We start from the raw sequence: 16,128 nt of genomic DNA on the forward strand, positions 1-16,128 counted from the left end.
CGCAGGCTCAGTCCTGCGGGAAGTCGGTAGAGCGCTTCTTCATGCCGGCCTTGGCTGCGTACATGGAGGCGTCGGCTTGCATCATGCAAGCGGCCATGGTCTGCGCTTCAGAATGAAGGATGGCGTAGCCCAAGGCTGCGCTGGCATGCGAGAGATGGCCGGATGCCAGCTCGCGGGGCGTGTTCAGGCAGCGTTGCCGCAGGTCGTCCAGGTCTTGTTCGATCTGTGACGCGTCTCGCCCAACTACGAGGAAGACGAACTCATCGCCGCCAATGCGATAGCTTGGCGCTTGTGGCCATTGGCTGCGGGCGCAATCGGCGAACAACTGGATCAAGGCATCCCCCGCAGCGTGCCCCAGGTTGTCATTGACCCGTTTGAGATTGTTCATATCGGCCACGACTACCGCGACCGGATAGGCCAGTTGCTGCTGAGCCTCATCCAGCATCTGGTTATATGCATTGCGGTTTTGGAAACCGGTCAAGGCATCGGTGTACAGCAAGTGCTCGCGTTCGCGCAGGAACTGCGTCTTGGCTTTTTGCAGCACCAGCTTGCGCACGAAGAAGACCGTCAGTCCCAAGACCAGCATCAGGGCGACCAAAAGAGCCCCCACCATCTGGGTGAGTTGCTGGTTCGCTTCGTTGTCCAGGCTGGGCACGGATTGCATGCCCAGGTACTTCATCTCCTCAAATTGGATCAAGGGAATGACCTTGTCCATGATGGCAGCCAACTCCGGCTGCTGGCGATTGACGCCGAAGTAGATGAACGAGTCCTTGGATGTATTGCCGCGCTTGACCAGATCGGTGTAGCCCAGGCCGTTGATGTAGAACTCCGCCACGGTGGGGTTTTCAATCAGGTAGTCGGCAGCGCCATCGCGCACCAGCTTGAGTGACTCCTGAATGCTGGCGGTCTTGATGATGCGTGGACTCTTCAAGTTTTTGCGCAAGTACTCTTCGTGCCAAAAGCCGTCGATCACGGCCACCGACTTGCCTTCCAAGCCGTAGACGTCTTGCACTTGGCCGCTGCGCTTGAGCCCGATGATGATGTCGCGCTCGGTGCTGATGGCGTGCGGGAAAAAGAAGAAGGGCAGGCGGTCTTCGGTTTTGGCGAGGTTGAGCACATCGACTTCGCCGCGTTTGGCCCGCTCATAGAGCTGCGCGAAGCTGCCGGTTTCAACCTTGAAGCGGATGCCAATGATGTCGCCAATGCGTTGCAGCGTGGCGCCCGCAATGCCGCGGTACTCGCCGCCATGCGCGTAATCGAAGGGCAAATAATCTTCGGCGACGCCGACCACGGCCGTGCCCTTGGCTTCCAGCCAGTCCAGTTCTGCATCACTGAAGCGCAGCACTTTTCGGCTGTAGTCGCGCGCGGCCAGCTTGGCCAGCGACTCGATATGGGCTTGGCGCTGATCCAAGTAGCGGTTGATGATCTGGGCCAGCATCGGCCGGTCTTTGAGCACCGCAAACGTCATGTCCGAGGTGATGGACCGAAGCTCGGCCACGATGGTCACGTTGGGGTAGTCATGCAAGAACTCATGTTCTATGCCGCCGCCGGCCGTGACGAAGCTGTCGACTTCGCCTTTGGTCAGGGACTGAAGGCCCGCCGCTTGGTCCTCGAAGCTGACCTCCTTGAAGTGAATATTGGGGAATTCTTTGGGCAACTGCTCAATGACAAAGTCATTGGCCAGAAAGCCGACGCGCCGACCATCCAGATCGCCCAGGGTCTGCACCGAGGCATCCCGTCGCGCAAACACCGTGTAGGGATAGCGCTGCGCAGCCCGAGTGAACTGCATGATTTTTTCACGCTCGGGCGTGACGTTAGCGCCATAGAGCACGTCGATCTTGCCTTGCAAGAAGCGCGTGTAGGCATCGTCCCAATTCTTCACCTCGGCCGGCACCAGTTGCAGGCCGAGCTGCTGCTTCATGTCCTGCAGCAAAGCGGGCAGCAGGCCGAGCTTCTTGCCGCGCAGCGAGAAGCTGTCCATCCCTGAGTACGGGTCAAAGCCCACGGTCAGGGTTTGCTGCCGATGGGCGGCCACCCAGGCCATTTCTTGCTCGTTGAGTTGAATCGAATGGGCAGCCTGGGCCCCAAGCAGCAGGCCCAAGCCGATCAGCGGCCACTGAAACAGAGTGCGCAAGAACAGAATGCGCAAAAGGGCGAGCAGGGGGCGGCGGCTGAGGTGCAAGGGCTGATCCTGTTAAAGCACTTCGGAACGGTGGCCGATGCTAGCGGACAAGTCTCAGGATGTCCTCAGAAGAAATCTTGATCTCAACGCGTCGAGGGTGCGGCGCTTGATGCTGCAGGCGAGCCAAAGGCTGGGCTGGAAGGACCTGCTTGCCCCAAAACAGGTGTGGCGCCTGCCTCCAGGCCCAAAGCCCTGACCCCGGCATCGCCCGCAAACTCCTCAAAGCTCCAATCTTGAGCGCTGTGAACCAGACCATCGACCGGCTGCAATTCACGCACGGGCTGATGCTTCAGTGCCACGCTCATGGTGTCTATCCAGACCGGCAAGGCCAATCCACCGCCGGTTTCTCGGTCGCCCAAAGGCCGCGGTTGGTCGTAGCCAATCCAGACAACGGCGGCCAAGTTCGGTTGAAAGCCGGCAAACCACGCGTCCACCGCATCATTGGTGGTGCCCGTCTTGCCATAGAGGTCCGGGCGCTTGAGGCTGGCTTGGGCGCGAGCCGCCGTGCCGCTGCGGGTCACTTCCTGCAACAGACTGCTGGTCAGATAAGCATTGCGGGCTGAGATGGCTCGGTTTTCGTCGGACAGTTGCACATCCGCCGCTTCGAACAGCTTCGCGCCCTTGCTGTCCACGATGCGGGCAATCACCACCGGCGCCAGCCTGTGGCCGCCATTGGCAAAGACGGCGTAGGCGCTGGCCATTTGCAGCGGTGTCACGCTGCCCGAGCCCAGAGCCAGCGTCAGGTTGTCGGGCTGTTTGTCGATGTCGAGGCCGAATTGCGCCGCCCAGGTGCGCGCCTTGGCCGGGCCGATCAGTTCCATCAAGCGGATGGTGACCATGTTTTTTGAGCGGGCCAAAGCCTGGCGCACCGTCATCGGTCCATCAAAGCTGCCGTCATAGTTTTTGGGCTCCCAGTCGCCACGGATAAAGGGCGCGTCGTTGACCAGGGTTTGGGGCGTGACACCTTGCTCCAGAGCGGCGGAGTAAACCAGCGGTTTGAAGCTGGAGCCCGGTTGACGCCAGGCTTGAGTCACATGGTTGAATTGGTTCTTGCTGAAGTCAAAGCCGCCCACCAGGGCATGGACGCGGCCGGTGCTGGGCTCCAGCGCCACCACCGCACCTTCGGCCTCAGGCAACTGCAGCAAGTTCCACGCGCCCTTGGGTTCAGCCTTGCTTGGGGCGCCGCGCATCACGCGCACGATCGACCCACGTCGAATGCGCAGGCTGTCTTTGGCTTTGTCTGACAAGGCCGCCTGCAAATTGCGCAGGCTCTCGGCGCCAATGCTCAGGTCCTCGCCGCTTTGCAGGGTGGCCGAGACTTGGCCTTTGTTGCTGACTTCGGTCACCACCGCTGCGCGCAACTCGTCCAGATCCGGATGTTCCGCCAAGGCTTGAGCAATGGCCGCATCTTGTTCGGCCGCGTCCTTAGGCAAATCCACAAAGCCCTCGGGGCCACGGTAGGGCTTGCGGCGCTCCAAGTCCAAGAGGCTGCGCCGCAAGGCTTTGTAAGCGGCGGTTTGTTCAGCCGCGATCAAGGTGGTGTAGACCTTCAAACCCCGGGTGTAGGCTTCATCGCCGAATTGGGCGTGCACCACCTGACGAGCCATCTCAGCGGCAAATTCGGCATGAATGCGGCTGTCTTGGGCGCTGCGAATATGCAGTTCTTGGGCGCGAGCCTCGTCCACCTGAGCCTGGGTGATCAGCTCGAGTTCCCGCATGCGCCCCAGGACCACGGCTTGTCGGCGCTTGGCGCGGTCCAGATTGACCACCGGGTTGGCATACGCGGGGTTGGGCGGCAGGCCGGCCAGCAGGGCAGTTTCCGCCAGGTTGAGCTGCTTGAGCGATTTGCCAAAATAGATGTCCGCCGCGGCCTCAAAGCCATAGGCGCGCTGACCCAGATAGATCTGGTTCATATAGATCTCCAGAATCTGCTGTTTGCTCAGCTGGCTTTCCATCTTCAGCGCCAGCAAGACCTCGACAAATTTGCGGGTGTAGACCTTCTTCTTGCTCAGATAGACGGTACGCGCCAATTGCTGGGTGATGGTGGAGCCGCCTTGGCTGCGCGGGCGGAACAGATTGGCCAAGACCGCACGCGCCACCCCTTGCAAGTAAATGCCGTGGTGCTCGTAGAAGGCATGGTCTTCAATCGCCAACAGCGCTTGCTGCATCTGCTGGGGGATCTGTTCGAGCGGCAGGTACTTACGGCGCTCGGCGCCGTATTCGCCAATCAAGACCTCGTCGGCGGTGTAAACACGCAGTGGTTGCTTGGGTTGGTAGTCGCTCAGCTCAGCGATGTCAGGCAGGGTGGGGTAGATCAAGACCGCGGCCACGCCCAGCAGCAGCACGATTACAGCCAGCGCCGCAGCGCTGATCATCAGCAGTTTTTTCTTCAAGTGCAGTCTCGCCTCAGCTGGGGTCAAGCGTTTGAAAGGAATCGGGGCGCTTGCGCAAAACTGCGATTATGGCGGGCTGTGCCGCTGGACGCGGTGTCACAGGGTGAGGCTCAAATAGCCGACCCGACGGTATTAAGTTTTAGAGTTTGAAGAATCGATATGCATCGCAGAACCCTCTTGGGCGTAGGCTTGGCGTGCCCATTGGCCAGCCTACCGGCTGTCAGTTTGTCTGCGCAGGAGCGCTTTCCCCTGAGACCCATTACCTTGATCTGCCCCTGGCCTGCCGGTGGCGCCAGCGACGCGGTGATGCGCGCCTTTGCTGAGAGCGCCGCCAGAGCTCTTGGCGTGCCTGTGGTGGTGGAGAACCGTGCCGGTGTTGGCGGTACCCTGGGGGCCACGGTCATGATGCAGGCCAAGCCCGACGGTTACACCTTGACTCAGCTGCCGCTGGGGGTTTATCGGCTGCCGCATATGCAGAAGATGGCCTTCGACCCACTCAAGGATCTGACCCATATTGTCGGTTTGAGTGGCTACACCTTTGGTTTGGCCTCGACTTTGGATGCGCCCTTCAAGACCTTGAAGGAAATGGTCGCTTGGGCCAGAGCCAATCCAGGGCAACTGACCTATGGCCACACCGGGACCGGGACCACGCCTCATTTGGCCTTCGAGGAATTTGCCAATTTGGCGGGGTTCAAGACCCAGGATGTTCCCTTCAAAGGCTCCCCGGAAATTGCGCAGGCCATTTTGGGCGGGCACATCCCTTTGATGTGCGGAACCTTGGAGTTCATGCCGCATGTCAAAGCGGGCAAGCTGAGATTTTTGGCGACGCTCAGTCGCGAGCGTTACAAAGCATTGCCCGAGGTCCCAACGGTCAAGGAAAGTGGTTGGGACACGATTTGTGAGTCGCCTTTTGGCATCGGGGGCCCCAAAGGCATGGACCCTGCTGTGGTGCGAGTGCTGCACGACGCCTTCAAAAAAACTTTGGATGACAGCCGGGTGCGCGAGATCCTGGATAAGTTTTATCAGCCCGCGTTGTATATGAGTACCGAGGTCTATGGCCGTTATGCGCAGCGCACCTTCGATTCTGAGCGGGCAACGATCGAGCGCATGGGCTTGAGCAAGAAGAGCTGAGCCTTGTCCTTGGACTTCCATCGGTTAATCTGCAGCCCATGAATGAGATGACTTTTTTCTGGCACGACTATGAAACCTTCGGGCGGGTGCCGCGCCGCGACCGGCCGGCGCAATTTGCCGGCCTCCGTACCGATGCCGAACTGAACGAAATCGGCGAACCCTTGATGGTGTATTGCCAACCGGCACCCGATTTTTTGCCTGACCCAGAAGCCTGCTTGTTGACAGGCATCCTGCCGCAGACCTGTTCGGAGCAAGGCGTCGCGGAGCACGCTTTTGCAGCGCAAATTGAGGCCGCGCTGGCGGAGCCCGGCACGGTGGGGGTGGGCTACAACTCGATCCGTTTTGATGATGAGGTCACGCGCCATCTGTTCTGGCGCAACTTGATTGATCCTTATGCGCGCGAATGGCAAAACGAATGCGGACGTTGGGACATCTTGGATGTGGTGCGTTGCGCCTATGCGCTGCGCCCGGAAGGCATTCAATGGCCTACGCATGAGGATGGCCGCCCGTCCTTCAAGCTCGAACATCTGACCCTTGCCAATGGCTTGGTTCATGAAGCCGCCCACGACGCGCTCAGCGACGTGCGCGCCACGATTGCCTTGGCACGCCTCTTGAAGACTGCACAACCCAAGCTGTTCGAGTTTTGCTTGAAGCTGCGCAAAAAGGACGCGGTCTGGGCTGAAATCGGCGTGGGTCGCCCCTTCCTGCATATTTCCGGCATGTACGGCCCCGAGCGGGGCTGCCTTGCTCTGGTCTGGCCCTTGGCACCGCATCCGAGCAATAAAAACGAGTTGATCGTGTGGGACTTGGCCAGCGATCCGACCGAATTGCTGAGCTTGAATGCGGCGGAGATTCGTGCTCGCTTGTTCGTCAAGCAAGAGGACTTGCCGGAGGGGCAGAGCCGGCTGCCGATCAAGACCATTCATATCAACAAGTCACCCGTGGTGATCGGGAACTTGAAGACGCTCAGCCCAGCCATGGCCGAACGTTGGGGGCTGGACATGGCGCAAGGCCTGGTCCATGCACAAGTCTTGCTGGAACGGGGCCGCCTGTTGGACGGTCTGTGGGGCGATGTGTTCAAGCGCGACAAGCCCGGCGCTGCGCCCGATGTGGACGAGGACCTCTACGGTGGATTCATCGGTCCGGACGACCGCCGCGCTTTGCAGCGAGTGTTGGCCATGAGTCCCGAACAGATGGCCCAGCGTGCAGCGGAAGGGAAGCTGGCCTTTGCCGATGCTCGCTTGGATGAATTGGTCTTCCGCTTTCGCGCCCGCAACTGGCCGGACAGTTTGAGTGACGCCGAGCAGCAGCGGTGGCAAGCGCATTGCGGTGCGCGTCTGCATGAGGGCGAGGGCGGGGCGCAAACGCTGGCGGCGTTTTTTGAGCATATCGATCAGCTCAATGAATCGGCGGATGAGCGTGGCCAGGACATCCTCGCGGCTCTGTATGACTACGCCGAACAAATTGCGCCTGCGGCCTGAGTCCCAGGTCGTTGGGTTCGACCCAGACCACGGCAGTGCCCTGGGTCTTAAATCCTGGGCCTTACATCCTGGGTCTTACATCCAAGCGGCGCTGCGTTTGAGGATCTGAGCCAGGTCGCCGCTGTCACGCAGTTCGCTCAAGCCGCGATTGATTTTTCCGAGCAAGGCCGATAAGTCCGGACGATTTCGCGTCAGCGCCATGTGCAGCGGCATGTCGGCAACGGCCGGCTCCAGCCACTGTAAGCGTGATGCGGCCTCGCGCATCTGGGTCTGCAGCAGATGGAAGGCCACCCCTTTGTCAATCAATGCCAGATCGATTCGGCCCGCCAGTAATTTGCGAAGATTGGTCGCATCATCGATGGCCTTGTCAGTGGTGAAGCCGATCTGCTCGAAGCGCGGCGGGTTGGCGTAGCCGCGCACGGTGCCGATGCGAAAGCCCGCTTTTTGATTCAGTCGGCTCAAGTCATCCACCACGATCGCATTGCCGGCGCGGGCCATAAAGCCGATACGGTTGCTCACTCCCAGCGCTTGGGTATAGGCCAGGAAACGTTCCCGACTGGGCTCGAACCAGACCCCCAGAATGCCGTCCGACTCACCGCGTTCGGCCTCCGCAATCACGCGAGCCCAAGGCCTGAATAGCACCTCGGCGGCAATGCCGGCGCGCTCCAGGGCCGCGCGGCCGATCGCTAAAGCCGCACCGCCATCGCTACTTGCGCTGCGCATATAGGGCGGATATTCGGTCGTCAACAAACGCAGCGGCGCGCGGTCGCGTAGCGCCGTAGCCGGTCCAGAGGCATGTGAACTAACGGATAAGTTTTGAGCCGGTTCGACTCGCTCCGATGCCGAGCTATTGCGCCAACTCAGCGGTGCCGTGGCCAAGGTCAGTAGGGTGTTGCGGCGTGTGGGCATGAATGAAGAAGAGTGGGGTGGACTCGTCCCGCACAGCGGCAAAGCGGCGGCAAATGCCCGCACAGCATATCTGCGGATTGATGTCCCCCGGGGCTTGGGGTAGTCTTGCCTTGAAGATTTGACCGTAGTCAGGACTTGGGCGCCCCCAATGCAGCGTCAATCAAACAATGCCAGTGGTTCAAAGAAGCGCTTCGCTGCTGCTTGGAGAGTCCTTGCTTTATTTTGTTTGGGCGCGACGCCAGGTTTTGCAGCCCCCGTGAAACAAGAAACAGCGCGCATGGCTGGACTGTCTGATCTGCAAGCTTGGCAGGCCCAGGTAATTGAGGCGGAATGTGGTTTTGCGGCCAGCATGGCCCAAGGTGATCTCCAAGCATTCGCGCGTCATTTGGGTGAGCACGCGTTGTTCTTTGGCGGCGCCCAGGTTTTGAGCGGGCGTGCCGCCGTGCTTGAGGGCTGGCGGTCCTATTTTCAAGGGGATTCAGCGCCTTTCAGTTGGGCTCCCGATCAGGTCGTTGTGGCTGCCAATGGCAGCCTTGCTCACTCCAGCGGTCTGGTGCGTGGCCCGAAGGGGGATGCAATCGCTCGGTTCCATTCGGTCTGGCGGCAAGAAGCGCCGGGCCAGTGGCGAGTTGTGGTCGATCGGGGCAGCGCGCTGAGCGAAGCCGAAAAGCTCGCTGCAGGCGTGACCACGACTGGGCCTTGCGCGCAGAATCAATGAGGGCCCACGGGGGCGTGGAAGAATAGGGCGGGTTTCAGCGATCAGTTCGGGGTATCCATCAAGGGCTGAACCGGTTACACCTGCGATAGTGAACAATCGATGCGGCCGCCGACAGGCCACCGACAAAGGAGTAGCAGATGCAAGCCAAGTCAGAAGTCAGCCCCGACGCTGCGGGCGATATGGTCGCAGCACGCATGCGGGCGCTGATGGTGCGGGCGCCCATGGCGGTCGGTTTCGTCAAAGACGGACGATTCGAACTGGTCAGCGAGCATTTCAATCATCTCTTCGGACATGGGGATGAGACCGATTTGGTCGGCCAGCCGACGCGCTGTGTTTACGTTTCTGACGCGGCCCAGTTGTCGGTGCAGGAGCGCATGAGCAGCGCCTTCATCAGTGGCAAGCCGCTGGATGATGAGTTTGAATATGTGCGCCGCGATGGCAGCCGTTTTTGGGGTCGTCTGCAGGCCACTCCTGTGCTTTGGGATTCGCCGGCCGGTGAGTCGCTCTGGCTGCTCGATGATGTGACCGTGGCGCGCCAGCAGCGCATGCAGCCGACCTGGACGGCCAAGCATGATGCGCTGACCGAGTTGGCCAATCGGCGCGAGTTCGAGCGTCGCTTGGGCGAACATGTGGGCAGCCGTCGTCATGAGCCGGTGTCGGTTTTGTGGGTCGATGTCGATAAATTCACCGAGGTGGTGGCTGCCATGGGCTCGGAAGTGGGCGACCATTTCCTCTATGGCCTGGGTCAATTGCTGATCACCAAGGTGCGCGCTTCGGACTTGGTCGCGCGACTGGAGAACGACCATTTCGCGGTGCTCTTGCCCAATTGCGACCAACATTACGCCGAGATCGTGGCTGAAAAAATGCGCGCCGGCATTGCCGCCTATCGTTTGCGCTGGGGCTTGCACCGCACGCGGGTCAAGGCTTGCATTGGCGTGGTGCAGATCCAGTCCACGCTTGAAACGGTGGACGCCGTCATTGGCGCCGCTGTGCTGGCCTGTACCGAGGCCAAAGCGGCAGGTGGCGACAGCGTGCGCGTCTTCATCTCGGCCGGTGGTTTTGAGGAACTGGCGGGCTGAGAAACGCTGTCAGGCCGGGGTAAACCCGCAATGCGTGAGGAAATGACGGGATAAAGCCCTTCTTTTCTAAAGTTCTGGCGCCGACTGCCGATAGCCTGGGAACAATCCAGGCATTCGCCAGCAGTTCGGAGTTTTGCCATGTCCATCGGCCTGTCCACCGCCTTGTCCGGCATCTCGGTTGCCAACGAGCGCCTGCGCGCCTCGGCCAGCAATATTGCCAACAGCGGGGTGAGCGACTTCCGTCGCCAGCAGGTGGAGGCCCAGACCTTGGAGTCGGGCGGCGTCAAGGGCCAACTGCGCCAGGTCAATGCAGTGGGCAATGCGGCTGAAGCCGATATGGCCACTCAAAAGACCGCCACCTACGCTTTTGTGGCCAATCTGCGGGTGCTTCAAACTCAGTTGCAGGCCAGCGGCACGCTGCTGGATATTCACGCCTAAGTCTCTGAGCCGCTCCTCGGATCACAGTGCTTTACGTCTGCATCAACCCCTGCTTCGACGCCTCCATCAATCGCTGCTCATTTCAGCGGTAAATCCAGTTCCGCCAGGGTGCCCTGGCCCGCTTGGCTGCTGACATGAATGTGGCCGTGCAGCAGCTCCTCCACCAGCATACGAACGACGCTGAGCCCAAGCCCCGCGCCGACTCGGCCCATCTGTCCGCAAAAAAACGGGTCAAAGATGCGTGGTAGAGCGTCGGTGGGGATGCCGCAGCCGTTGTCTCGCAAGCCGATGCGCACGCGCCCCTCTTGTTGCAGCAAACGAATCGTCAGTCGAGGGCTGCTCGTCTCTTTCAAGCCATGGCTGATGGCGTTGTCCAGCAGCTCTTTCAGCACATCGCTCAGCGCATGCATGGCGCCTTGCATGGGCAAGGCATCGGGGATGTCGAACAGGCAAATGATGCCGCGCTCGTTCAGCCGCGGCTGCTCATGGGCCAAGGTGTCGCGCAGCAGTTGGCACAGGTCAAAGTCCTGCGCCACTTCTTGCGCGCTGTCCAAAGACAATGCCTTCAGGCGTTGCACCAGCACCGCAGCGCTCTCGAGCGAGCGCTCCACCAAGGCGGAGCACTGACTCAACGAAGCGGCGGTTTCGCTGAGGGCCTGGCGCCTGATTTGCCCATCGCGCAGCCAGTGGTGCAATTCGGTGGCGCGATCATGGATGACCGAGGCGCCCATGCGTGCGTTGCCGAGTGGCGTGTTCAACTCATGCGCCATGCCGACGACAACTCGGCCTAAGGCCAGCTGCTTTTCTTGCTGCATGACGGTGCGCAGCGCCAATTCCAACTCTTGGGTGCGGGCGCTCACGCGGGCTTCCAGCGCCTCATTGGCCTCTTGAAGGGCGGCTTCTGCAGCGCGTCGGATGCTGGCCTCGGCTTGAAGCCGGCCCATCGCTTGGCTCAACTCAGCATTGCGGGCCGCCAGTGAAAGCTCCAACTGTGTGCCTTGGCGCGTCAGCTGTTCATTGGCCAAGCGCATGCGTTGCAGGCTGAAGACGTCTTGCATGGCCTGGGTTAAGGTGGAGGAAACGCTGCGCACCCGCTGGCGTTGCAAGCTCAGCAGGGTATGGCTGGCCTGCAAGGCGGCGTCCACGTCCCCGGCGGCTTGGCCATGCCTAGCGATGGCGCGCAAGACGTACTCGCGAACGAACTGCAGATGCTCGCCAATTTCTGCATTCACCCGGCGCTCAAAGGCGAGCAAGGCTTGCCAGTGTTCAGGGCTTCGCGCCTCCCGCCAGTCGATCAAACGTTTGGAAAACTCGACCGCCCACGGGGCTCCGGCCACTTGCGTCATCAGGCTGCTGTCGGGGCGTTCTTGAATGGCGCGCAAATGCGGCTTGGCATCCTCAGGCGCGCCTATCAGGGCCTCGATCAGAGACAGGTTCAAATGGCTGAGCAAAGCATCTTCGCGAAGACCATGGGACTCGGCCAGTTGTAGCGCGTCGTGGTGCAAAGCTCGGCAGCGCTGCCAAAGCGCAGCTTCAGGGGGCGCCAGCACTTCATCGGCGAGCACAAAGCAAGCCGTCGCGCCGGTATTGAGTAAGCGGTGCAAGGCGCCGACCGGAAACGAGGCGCGTTGCGGCAGCAGGCTGTCCAGCAATTGCAGCAGGTCCTCATACATCTCGGCCGCCGCCATGATGCGGCCACGTGAGGCATGGAATTCCAAGCCCAATTTGGGCTTGCCCGCCTTGCCGGTCAACTCGGAGGCGCGTTCCAAGCTGCTGAGTGCCCCGTGGTGCAAGCGCATGCGGGACTGCAGCAGTGCCAAGCAATTCAGGGCGACGGCTTCGATCAAAGGGTCATCAGGCAGCAGGGCCGCTTGCTCGGCCAGATGGAGCGACTGCTCCAGCCAGGCCATCCCCATCAGGCTGGCATCGGACTGCAGCCGCCACTGAAGGCGCAAGACACCGACCAAGAGCGTGTCGTTGGGATGCAACTCCTCGCTTTCCAGGCGGGTCAAGACTTGGTCGGCGGCGACCAACTCCATGCTCGTCATCAAGGACTGGACTTGCTCCAACCCTTCGCGAGCATTGACCTGCTGCACAGAGATCTTCATCGGCATACCCTTCGGGATTGCGTTCCCGATGTCATGCTTTTATCGGCTCCCTTGCCGTGGCTTTCTTACTGCCTGTTGCTGGCCTATTGTGTCGCCAAATTGAGGCCCTTCAAGGCCTGCTTGAAATCGCAGTTTGAATTGTTGGGCAATGTCGCTTGTCTGTCTTCCCCTGGCTCAGGGGCTCAGGGGATTGAGCCCCGCGCCGTTCAAGGCTTGAGTTCGAACAGGGCCGAGCCATCCTCGTCTTGGCGCAGCAAGCTCAAGCGGGGCAGTGCGGGCAGATGAGGAATGCCGCCCGCGCCGCTACGAAACACCAGGCGCACGCCGGGCACGGGCAGGATGCGCCAGTTGCCATCAGCACTTGGATTGAACTGCCGAGCAGAGGCCAGATAGTTCGCCACCGCTTGGCGTGTTTCATCGGGCGCGTCGACCACGATCTTGCTGGCGTTCAGTCCTGGGAAGCCGCCCCCACCATTGGCCCGGTAATTGTTGGTGACGACCAGGAAGTTGGCGCGCTCATCCAGAGGTAAGCCCTGGTAGCGCAGATTGACGATGCGATGGGCATTCGAGGCCGAGCGCCGCCCTTCGGCGTCGTAACGGGCCGCTTGGCTGACATCGATCTCGTACGTCAATCCTTCGATCATGTCGAAGTTGTAGGCGCGGAAGTCCGGGTCCAAGAGCTCTTGCTCGGGCGCGCTGCCTGGCTTGATTTGGCGGAACTGGCCGGCCGACATTTCCAGCCATTCGCGCAGCTCGGCGCCGCTGAGCTTGAGGGCTTTGATGGTGTTGGGGTAGACGTAGAGATCCGCCACATGCTTGAGGGCCAAGGGGCCGGCGGGGATGTCTGTGTAGTTGCTCCAGCCTTGGCGGCCGCCGGACTTGAAGGGCGCGGCAGCCGACAAGAGCGGCAGCCGCTCCAAGTCCGTGCCTTGCACCGCGCGCCGTACATATTCCTTTTGCGCCTGCGCCACCAACTGCACGGAAGGGTCATCGAGCACTTGGGCGAAGTAGCTGTGAATCGGCGCGCTGGACTGGGCCACTTGGGCGCGCATATGCGCCAAGGTGTCGCCATGCTCTTTTGCAATCACATGATTCACCATGGGGTCCGCAGCGACCAGGGCGCGGCGCGACTCGCGCTGGTAGACGCCGCGCAACTCTGCATGGCTGTCGACCACCCGCCAACGACCTTGCTGGCGGCTGAGGGTCAGATCAATCAGGCCGAGATGGTCGCCCCATCGCCCCGGCATCACCGTAGGCACGCCGTGAATGCTGCCGCGCTGCAAGTCAACGCCGGGATGCTGGGCAAATGCGGCGCTGGGGAATTCGGCATGGGCGTGGCCGAGCAGCAAGGCATCCAGACCGGGCAGCCGCGCGAGTTCGGCGGCCTTGTTCTCTGCGCCCAAGGCCTGCGGGTCTTTCTCAAAGCCGGTGTGGGCAATGGCGATGATCAGATCCGCGCCCTGGCGGCGCAGCTGTGGGATCAGCGCTTGCGCGCTCTCCACCATGTCTTGAGCGAGTAATTGACCTTGCAGATGCGGGCGGTCCCACTGCATGATTTGTGGCGGCGCTAGGCCGATCACGCCGATCTTCAAGGCTTGAGTCTTGCCCGCCTTGTCGGTGAAGCGGCGCTCCAGCAAGACATAGGGATTGAAGGCATGGCGTGGCCGGCCGGGGCCTGCCAGCATCAGGTTGGCATTCACATACGGAAAAGCAGCGCCCGCGATGGCTTGGCGCAGGAAGGGCAGACCGTAATTGAACTCGTGGTTGCCCAGATTGGCCGCGTCATAGCGCAGCAGGTTCATCACCTTGAAAGCCGGATGAATGGCGCCCTTGGGCAGCGGTTTGACCCGGGCCATCATGTCGCCCAGCGGGTTGCCTTGCAGCAAGTCGCCGTTGTCAAAGAGCAGGTTGTTCGGCGCTTGTTCGCGAGCCTGGTGGATCAGGGTGATGGTTTTGGCTAGGCCGTATTCGTCAGTCAAGCGGTCTTGGTAGTAGTCGTAGTTGAGCAGATTCATGTGCAGATCGGTGGTCTGCAGAATGCGCAAGTTCAACTCGGAGGCCTGAGGCTTGCCGGCGAACAACACCAAAGCCAGGCCGGCAATCGCGGCGAACCGGGGCCGAAAGGCCAATTTGGGGCGGGGGCGGGGGATCGAAATCAATTGAGAACCTGGGGCGAGGCAAAGGGTTGCATGGCCGTGATGCTAGCTGCTCCCTAGGGTTTGTTCCGGCTCGATTTGCGCTTGCCCTTGCACAACCCAAGCTCACTTTTCCGCTACGCTAGGCCCACGCGACCGGCAATCCCGGTGGCCACCCCATGACGGACGTCAAAGCAAGACCGCTGAGACTGGCCGTCATGCTTCATCGCAGCTTGAGCGCGAGATCCGCGCAGGAGTGAATGACGAATGAATCGCAATGATGAGCACGCTCATGGCGAGCGCCTGCGCTTGCATGTGCCCGAGCCCAGTGGTCGGCCGGGCTGTCACACCGACTTTTCCTATCTTCATCTTTCGCCTGCCGGCGTAGTACGCCGACCCGACATCGATGTCGCGGCGGTCGACACCGCCGATCTGGCCTACAGCCTGATCCGGGTGCTGGATGAGCAAGGGCAGGCCGTCGGCCCCTGGGCCCCAGCGCTCAGCCCCGATCAACTGCGCCGCGGCCTGCGCACCATGCTCAAGACCCGCATTTTTGACGGCCGCATGTTGATTGCGCAGCGCCAGAAAAAGCTCTCTTTCTACATGCAAAGCCTGGGCGAAGAGGCCATCGGCAGCGCCCATGCCATGGCACTGAACGAGGGCGATATGTGCTTCCCCACCTATCGCCAGCAAAGCCTGCTGTTGAGCCGTGACGATGTGCCGCTGGTGGAGATGATCTGCCAGCTTTTGTCGAACGAGCGTGACCCGCTCAAGGGACGCCAGTTGCCAGTCATGTACTCGATCAAGCGGGCGGGCTTCTTCAGCATCAGCGGCAATTTGGCGACGCAGTTCATCCAGGCTGTGGGTTGGGCCATGGCCTCGGCCATCAAGGGCGACACCCGCATCGCCAGCGGTTGGATCGGGGACGGCGCCACGGCAGAGTCTGACTTCCATACCGCGCTGACCTTCGCCCATGTTTACCGTGCGCCGGTGATTCTGAATGTGGTCAACAACCAATGGGCGATCTCCACCTTCCAGGCCATTGCCGGCGGCGAGGGCACGACCTTCGCGGCGCGTGGCAGCGGTTGTGGCATTGCGTCCTTGCGTGTGGATGGCAATGATTTCTTGGCGGTCTACGCAGTGTCGCGATGGGCTGCCGAGCGCGCTCGGCGCAATCTAGGCCCGACGCTGATCGAGTGGGTGACCTACCGCGCCGGGCCGCATTCCACCTCTGACGATCCGTCCAAATACCGTCCCGCCGACGAGTGGCAGCGCTTCCCCTTGGGTGACCCGATCGCACGCCTGAAGCAGCATTTGCTCGCTTTAGGCGAATGGACCGAGGCGCAGCACGAGGCACTGCACAAAGAACTGGAGGCAGAAGTCATTGCGGCCCAAAAAGAGGCCGAGGCCTTTGGGACTTTGGCCGATGGTCATATCCCCAGCATTGCCTCGATGTTCGAGGATGTCTACAAGGACATGCCGATGCATTTGCAGCAGCAAATGGCTGAGGCGCGCCACTTTGGAGGCCGGGAATGACTGAGAAAGATACTCAAG

The 16,128-nt window shown here is 61.0% G+C and carries 11 protein-coding genes; 6 read left to right on the forward strand and 5 right to left on the reverse strand.

Annotation, left to right across the window (positions count from 1 at the left end; translation table 11 throughout):
• Window positions 1–7 precede the first annotated feature (7 nt).
• The gene (locus LNV06_RS20775) at window positions 8–2,182 is read right to left on the reverse strand and encodes a diguanylate cyclase domain-containing protein (RefSeq protein ID WP_263540194.1); all 2,175 of its coding nucleotides are present in this window, start codon (window positions 2,180–2,182) and stop codon (window positions 8–10) included.
• Between the two features lie 83 nt (window positions 2,183–2,265).
• Entirely contained in the window at window positions 2,266–4,575 is a 2,310-nt protein-coding gene (locus tag LNV06_RS20780) for a penicillin-binding protein 1A (protein WP_263540195.1), read from the reverse strand.
• Between the two features lie 159 nt (window positions 4,576–4,734).
• Between LNV06_RS20780 and LNV06_RS20785 the strand changes: the two genes are divergently transcribed.
• Together LNV06_RS20785 and sbcB are read left to right on the forward strand one after the other, a co-directional pair.
• A complete protein-coding gene (locus LNV06_RS20785; protein ID WP_263540196.1) occupies window positions 4,735–5,706 on the forward strand; it encodes a tripartite tricarboxylate transporter substrate binding protein in 972 nt (323 codons plus the stop codon).
• Between the two features lie 38 nt (window positions 5,707–5,744).
• The gene (gene sbcB, locus LNV06_RS20790; RefSeq protein WP_263540197.1) at window positions 5,745–7,187 is read left to right on the forward strand and encodes an exodeoxyribonuclease I; all 1,443 of its coding nucleotides are present in this window, start codon (window positions 5,745–5,747) and stop codon (window positions 7,185–7,187) included.
• Between the two features lie 75 nt (window positions 7,188–7,262).
• On the opposite strand, the gene LNV06_RS20795 is transcribed toward sbcB, so the two are convergent.
• Window positions 7,263–8,096 carry a substrate-binding periplasmic protein gene (locus LNV06_RS20795; RefSeq protein WP_263540198.1) on the reverse strand — a complete coding sequence of 278 codons (834 nt, stop codon included), beginning with the start codon at window positions 8,094–8,096 and terminating at the stop codon, window positions 7,263–7,265.
• Between the two features lie 277 nt (window positions 8,097–8,373).
• Here LNV06_RS20795 and LNV06_RS20800 point away from each other — a divergent pair, with 277 nt between their 5' ends.
• The 3 genes from LNV06_RS20800 to LNV06_RS20810 all read left to right on the forward strand — a co-directional run bounded on the left by LNV06_RS20800 (window position 8,374) and on the right by LNV06_RS20810 (window position 10,331).
• Window positions 8,374–8,814, forward strand: a complete 441-nt coding sequence (locus LNV06_RS20800) for a YybH family protein (protein ID WP_263540199.1) — start codon at window positions 8,374–8,376, stop codon at window positions 8,812–8,814.
• A 137-nt stretch (window positions 8,815–8,951) separates the two neighbouring features.
• Window positions 8,952–9,893, forward strand: a complete 942-nt coding sequence (locus LNV06_RS20805; protein ID WP_263540200.1) for a GGDEF domain-containing protein — start codon at window positions 8,952–8,954, stop codon at window positions 9,891–9,893.
• Window positions 9,894–10,031: 138 nt separating this feature from the next.
• On the forward strand, window positions 10,032–10,331 hold the full coding sequence (locus tag LNV06_RS20810) for a flagellar basal body rod protein (RefSeq protein WP_263540201.1): 300 nt from the start codon (window positions 10,032–10,034) through the stop codon (window positions 10,329–10,331).
• A gap of 77 nt (window positions 10,332–10,408) precedes the next feature.
• Here LNV06_RS20810 and LNV06_RS20815 read toward each other — a convergent pair whose 3' ends face one another.
• Window positions 10,409–12,439 (reverse strand): sensor histidine kinase, encoded by a 2,031-nt coding sequence (locus tag LNV06_RS20815; RefSeq protein WP_263540202.1) that lies wholly within the window; start codon window positions 12,437–12,439, stop codon window positions 10,409–10,411.
• 206 nt (window positions 12,440–12,645) lie between these two features.
• Entirely contained in the window at window positions 12,646–14,568 is a 1,923-nt protein-coding gene (locus LNV06_RS20820) for a bifunctional 2',3'-cyclic-nucleotide 2'-phosphodiesterase/3'-nucleotidase (RefSeq protein WP_263540203.1), read from the reverse strand.
• Between the two features lie 273 nt (window positions 14,569–14,841).
• Here LNV06_RS20820 and LNV06_RS20825 point away from each other — a divergent pair, with 273 nt between their 5' ends.
• The gene (locus tag LNV06_RS20825) at window positions 14,842–16,110 is read left to right on the forward strand and encodes a 3-methyl-2-oxobutanoate dehydrogenase (2-methylpropanoyl-transferring) subunit alpha (RefSeq protein ID WP_263540204.1); all 1,269 of its coding nucleotides are present in this window, start codon (window positions 14,842–14,844) and stop codon (window positions 16,108–16,110) included.
• The last annotated feature ends 18 nt before the right edge of the window (window positions 16,111–16,128 follow it).

The organism is Paucibacter sp. Y2R2-4 (assembly GCF_025717535.1).
GTDB lineage: Bacteria > Pseudomonadota > Gammaproteobacteria > Burkholderiales > Burkholderiaceae_C > Paucibacter_A.